The following is a 6,106-nucleotide window of genomic DNA, read 5'->3' as shown; positions in this document are numbered from 1 at the left end:
TTGCGAATAAGTAGTTCCGCCATTCATATTATAAGACAATGTAGCAGAAGTTAAGTTGGCAGTTCCTCTATTGTATAGCAAAACTTTTTTAACTGGCGCAACTGGATTAGGAGTAACACAAGTTGCAGTAGTACTTTCGCAAATATTTTCAATTTTTACCTCAGCATCATTTGCAAATAATGGAATGGCAACATCTTTGGTAGACGTTTTTAAAGTAGAACGCCTTGGGAAAGTATTCATTACAGATACTACAATTGCTTTTTGGTTTGCTGTGAAAATATTCATACAACTATCATCTGTGTAATCCATATAATTTTCAATCATATCATTACCAGCAGCAGGGCAAGAATTTGTTCCTACTGGACAACCATAATTAGGAGCTGAAACTGCAGGAGTATCATTACAATTATCCCCAGCACCATTACATCCTCCTTGAAAAGTGTGGTATAATCCTAAAAAGTGTCCTACTTCGTGTGTCATAGTTCTTCCTTTGTCATAAGAAATATCTGCGTAATTACCACCTGGGAAAATTGTTCTTGATCCAAAAAATCCATAACCTGAAACCACACCGTCTGAATTAGCTGTACTAGTTCCATTGCTTGGAAACTGAGCATAACCCAATATGTCAGAGCCATCCCAATTTACACTCCACATATTCATATATTGCGTTGGATCCCATATAGTTTGAGGCTTAACATTTGTATCAATTTCTGCTTGTATTTGAGCTGTAGTTCCAACATTGTAATTGTCTTTACATAAATTAACACGATTTATACCATTTGTTGGATTTCCGTTTGGATCAACTTTTGCTAATACAAATTCAATTTGAACATCTGCTCCAACAGGGTTAGTATTAAATCCAGGAGTTCCAGCCATTCTTCTAAAATCCTGAGTCATAACTGTTATTTGTGACTGAACTTGCTCGTCAGAAATATTCTCATTTGTACCGTATGCATCTCCATTGTGAATAACATGAACTACAACAGGAATGTAAATAATGCTTCCAATTTGCGAAGCATTTGAAGGCGTGTCTAAATATTGTTGAACATATGGGGCAATAATAGCATCAAACTGTGCTCTTGTAGTTCTTCTAGGGTTATTACTTTGAAGAAATTCCTCATATTCATCTGTAGCACATCTAATATGTCCAGAAGGAGATATAAATTCAGGGTTTATTTTTTTGCCAAAAACAGTTTTTTCTTTCTTATCAATTTGAGCAAAAGCAATCGTGCTGAAGCAAATTAAAAAAGAAAGGACTAAAGTAATTTTTTTCATTTTATTTTAAGAATTTGGTTTAAAGAGAAACAAATATAACAAAATAATAATTATTTTATAATATTCAAGCAAAGAAATGAGATTATTTATTTGCCATTATAAGCATTCATTGTAGTATTTAATCCAGCTAAAACAAAAGATTTTATTATTTCAGAGGAGAGACTTAATCTTTCTTTTAAAGCTTCTTTTTCTTCTGTTGACCATTCGCCTAATACGTAATCTACTTGTTTGCCTTTTTTAAACGCATCACTAATTCCAAATCTAAAACGGGGATATTCTGTGGAATTCAATAAAAGTTGTATGTTTTTAAGGCCATTATGTCCCCCGTCAGAGCCTTTTGTTTTAATTCGAATACTTCCAAAGGATAAATTTAAATCATCAGTAATAATTAATAGATTTTCTTTTTCAATATTTTCTTTTTCCATCCAATATTTAACCGCTTTTCCACTTAAGTTCATAAAAGTGTTTGGTTTTAGTAAAATGGCTGTTCGACCTTTAATTTTAAATTCAGCTACTTCACCTAATTTTTGGGTTTGAAAAGTGATACTTTCTTGATTGGCAAAATAATCTAAAACTTTAAATCCAATATTGTGCCTAGTATTAACATACTCTGCACCAATATTGCCCAAGCCTACTATTAAAAATTTTTTCATTTTTGGAGAATTAGTTGTCGTCTCTTCACTTGTTTTAATTTCAGTGTGTACGCCAAAAATTTTATATAAAGATTGTATAAATGACATATTAACTTTTTACAAAAATAAAAAAAGGGCTGAATAAATCAGCCCCTTTTTTTATTATTCAATTTATATTTTTAGAATTTACCTCTATTGTCTTCAATTTTAGCTTTATCTTTTAAACCTTGAACAATTCTATACGGAGCAGAACCTTTAGTTTGTTGATTTAACTGATCAATTTGTGTTTTAAAATCTTTTACAACAGGCGCTTTGGTAAGTGTTTTGGTTCTTACCATAAATAATCCTGAATTTCCTTCAATTACTTTAGATGTTTTTCCTGAAGCTAAACCTAATGCAGTTCCTACCACTTTTGGTTCATAACCTAAATTAGGAATTACTGGAGATGCCATAGTAGCTCCTACCGCAGGTGCTATAGTAGAACCTGTAGATTTTGAAATTGCTTCTAAAGTTGTACCTGTCATTTTCTTTTTAAGTATTGCCGTTTTTTTCTCATTTTTAATTAATGGCTCAACTTGTTGTTTTGCTAATTCTAAAGGCAATAAACCTTCATCATTTTTAGATTTTAATTTTACTATAGCAAATCCTTGATTCACAATATCAAAACGTTTTACGTCATTTATATTTGTGTCTTCGTTGAATGCCCAAGTTACAATTTGTCTTTGTAAACCTAAATTGGCTACATTTTCATCATATGCTTTCACACTAGTAACTGGTGCAATTTTTAAACCTGCAGTTTTCGCTGCTTTTTCAAGACCACTAGCTGTAGCGTCAGATTCTACTTTTAATGCTTTATTATAATTAACATCTTCTGTTTGTTCAGAAGGTTGTATTTTTAAAGCTACTGTAGCTAATAAAACCGCATCATTCTTTCCATCCACTTTCATTACGTGGAAACCAAAATCTGTTTCTACAACTCCTGTTTTTCCTACTGGATTACCAAATAAGAAATCATCAAAAGGTTTAACCATTTGTTTTGGTGCCACATTATCATATACTCCACCATTTTGTTTTGAACCTTGGTCGTCAGAATTAATCATAGCTAACATCGCCATACTTGATGGATTTGCATTAACTTGCGCCAATAAACCTTCTGCTTTAGCTTTAGCTTCTTCTTTAGTTAATTTAACTGTTGGAGCGGCTTGCATAGCGCCTTTATAAGCAACTAAAATATGACTAACTTTTGCAGTAGCGCCAGATTTTCTTCCAGCTACTCTTGATAATTTTGAATATCCATTATCTGTATAAGGACCAAAAACTTGTCCTGGTGCTAATGCATATAATTGTTCTGCAAATTGAGGGTTAATATCCTTTTTAGCTAAATACGTAGAATCAAATTTAACTTCTGAATATTTGTTAACATACGCGGCCACATTTGTTGCTGCACGAAATGAAGCAATAGTATCGTTTACACCGTTTTTAAATTCAATTTTACCATTTAGAAATCCATCCATTTTAGATTTCATTACGGCTTCATCAGCTGCAGATGGTTTGTTTTCAACTAATACATATTCTACAGATCTTGTATTGTCTGATTTGAATTTTTTAGGATTTTTTTTCATATAAGCCATAATTTCCTCGTCAGTAACCTTAACTTGGTCGTCACTAACTGTAGAAAATGCTAACGCTACATAATCAAAATCAACTTTATTATTATCTCTTTCGTATTTTAATTTACCTTCTGCTTTAGTAGTATATACACTTGATTTAATCAATGTGTTATATATTTGCTCTTTAGCAAAATCTTCAATTTGAACTTCATATGTTTTCCAGTTGTTCCATTGTGTTTGGTCTGGAGCACTTTGTAAAGAATTGATGTATTCCGCAAATTTTTTATCGTCAAATTTACCTGCAGCATTTAAAAACTGTGGTGATTGAGACAATTGTGGGTCGTTTTTAATAACCGCCATTAATTGCTCTTTTCCTAACAATAAACCAATTTTATCGTATTGATCCGTTAATAATGCTTTTCTAACTTCTTGTTCCCAAACTGAATTTAAAGCTTGCGTATTAGAAGCCCCTTGTTGCGATTTTTGAGCGTTAGCTACCTTATTCATAAATTCTTGGTATTCAAATTTTGTTCCATTCACTGAACCAATGTTATTTGAACCACCGCCAAATCCACCGCTTTTAATTACATCTGCTAATACAAATGAAAATAATGCTAATGCTATGATTAAAACTAATAAGATAGAACGTTGTCTAATTTTTGATAAAATTGCCATTTTTATATTGATTTTTTTTATTCAGAGGGCGAAAATACAATTATCTATTTAATAATAAAATAGTATTGTCGATTTTTTATAAGTTTTTTTTGTTGTTTTCCATTTTTTTAACAAAACTGCGGCGCACAAAAAACATTATAGCGAATCCTATTGCTATAATTGCTTGTAAACCATAATCTTCATTTTTCATTATTTTTACAAATACAGATATCATAAAAAGTAGTGACGCTATTAAATATAAGTATTGTGTGTATTTAAAATATTTCATATTTTTTGTATTACATATTATTGACTTCCCCGTTGTTGTTTTGCATATTAAAGATTTTAAAATCTTTACTAAAATCAATTCCTATTCCTTGAAGATAACTTCCGTCAGCATCTTTAAAAGTAAATGCTTCTTCTGTAAAAAACCATTCGTTTTTTTGATCAAAATACAATTGATTGGTTTGTAAAACTTTTCCATCGAAGGTTTGAATTTTTACATTCCCAATTAAATCAATTACTTCTGTTTTTTTATACGAAATGGCTTTGTCTGCAACAACTGTGGTTTTATTACCATTTGCGTCAATAAGCGTTACTAAAACGGCTTTCGGAAATTCAACAAACGGATTTTTTGCGGTAGAATAGTCAACCATTTTTAAACTCTGCAAGATGGATTTTACTCTTCCAGAATCGGTGTATTTCAAGTTAATGGAATCGGCTTCACCTGTTGGAACAAATGATGTTTTATAAATGCGTTGAACATCTTTTAGGTTACTTTCGCAACTTTGCAGAAACAAAATCGCTAAAAGAAAAGCAATATATCCAACCCTTTTTCTCATTATATTAGTTATATAATGTTTTTCTGAACCATTTATCATTAAATAACAAGCCAATATTTATTGAAAAATAATCTTCTTTAATTAATCCGTTGCTTGTTGTTCCTCTTGAACCATATTCGATACCTAAATTCATACTTGAAAAAGTACCAGAAATAGGCAATCCAAATCCTAAAGTAACTGATTTATCTTTTATACTTGTATTATTAATTACAAGTCCTGTGTTTTCGTATTTGAAACCACCACGGTAAGTAATTCTTTGAAAATAATTATTAAATGAATCAAATTTTGGAATAATAAAACCTCCAATCGCCACTTTTACACCATTTTCATATGATACATTTGAATAATTTTCAAAACGATTGACTTGATTTCCTGATCCAGAAAATGCAACATCTCCACCTAAAAACCATTGTCTGTTTCCTAAACCGGCACCTAAAACTAATTTTGATGGTACGATTAATTTAGAGTCGGCTACATTAACCTCCTTGTCTTCTGACGCTGGAACAATAGTACCATTTGCCAAAGCTGATACCAGAGATACATTTCTAGTATTATCAGAATTTAATTTTGCTTCTGGAGCATACGTTAGACTTGAAAAGAAATCTAATTTACTAGTAAACTTAGTTTTGAAATTTAATCCTGCATTTACAGCAAGACCTGAAACGGTGGACTCATTAACTTCTCTTGAACCAAAAATAATATTTTGATTTAACACGTCGGATTGCGTATTTATAATTCCAAACAAATATTGAAAATCCATACCTACACTAAACTTTGGGCTTAATTTGTAACCAGCACCAAGGAATACTTTATTTACGCCACCTTTACCTTGGTATTGTTTTGTAAAACCATCTAATGATCTTGTATCTGATTTTAGCCTATAACCTACAGCACTATGAGGTAAAAGTCCAACAGAAACTCCTGCTTTTTTCGACACAGGGAAACTCATTACCACATAATCAAATGTAGTTTTTTTAGCCTGTTCTTTAGTTGATGTAGTATTTAAGTTATAAAAACTAGACGTCATTCCAACTTGAAAAGTGGTAAGTAATTGGTTTGAATACGAAGCTGGATTTAATATGTTAATATGAAT

At 31.3% G+C, this 6,106-nt stretch carries 5 protein-coding genes; all 5 read right to left on the bottom strand.

What is annotated here, in order from left to right; all coding sequences use genetic code 11:
* Positions 1 to 1,275, bottom strand: a 1,275-nt coding sequence (locus tag ACIQ11_RS08270) for a zinc metalloprotease (RefSeq protein ID WP_396154184.1), incomplete at its 3' end; no start/stop codon positions are given.
* A gap of 86 nt (positions 1,276 to 1,361) precedes the next feature.
* On the bottom strand, positions 1,362 to 1,928 hold the full coding sequence (gene pth, locus ACIQ11_RS08265) for an aminoacyl-tRNA hydrolase (RefSeq protein WP_396154183.1): 567 nt from the start codon (positions 1,926 to 1,928) through the stop codon (positions 1,362 to 1,364).
* A 158-nt stretch (positions 1,929 to 2,086) separates the two neighbouring features.
* Complete coding sequence (locus ACIQ11_RS08260) at positions 2,087 to 4,192, bottom strand: peptidylprolyl isomerase (protein ID WP_396154182.1); 2,106 nt, start codon at positions 4,190 to 4,192, stop codon at positions 2,087 to 2,089.
* Positions 4,193 to 4,470: 278 nt separating this feature from the next.
* Complete coding sequence (gene lptC, locus ACIQ11_RS08255) at positions 4,471 to 5,013, bottom strand: LPS export ABC transporter periplasmic protein LptC (protein ID WP_396154181.1); 543 nt, start codon at positions 5,011 to 5,013, stop codon at positions 4,471 to 4,473.
* A 4-nt stretch (positions 5,014 to 5,017) separates the two neighbouring features.
* Positions 5,018 to 6,106, bottom strand: a 1,089-nt coding sequence (locus ACIQ11_RS08250) for a hypothetical protein (protein WP_396154180.1), incomplete at its 5' end; no start/stop codon positions are given.

The organism is Flavobacterium sp. (genome assembly GCF_044361065.1).
In the GTDB taxonomy this organism is placed as follows: Bacteria; Bacteroidota; Bacteroidia; order Flavobacteriales; family Flavobacteriaceae; genus Flavobacterium.
The sequence above is the reverse complement of the archived record's forward strand: the minus strand, read 5'-3'. Positions and strand labels throughout refer to the sequence as shown.

What these genes read in the sequence shown, in the direction of transcription:
- pth (WP_396154183.1), bottom strand. Translation starts at nt 1,928, where the DNA reads ATGAAAAAATTTTTAATAGTAGGCTTGGGCAATATTGGTGCAGAGTAT.
- lptC (WP_396154181.1), bottom strand. Translation starts at nt 5,013, where the DNA reads ATGAGAAAAAGGGTTGGATATATTGCTTTTCTTTTAGCGATTTTGTTT.
- ACIQ11_RS08260 (WP_396154182.1), bottom strand. Translation starts at nt 4,192, where the DNA reads ATGGCAATTTTATCAAAAATTAGACAACGTTCTATCTTATTAGTTTTA.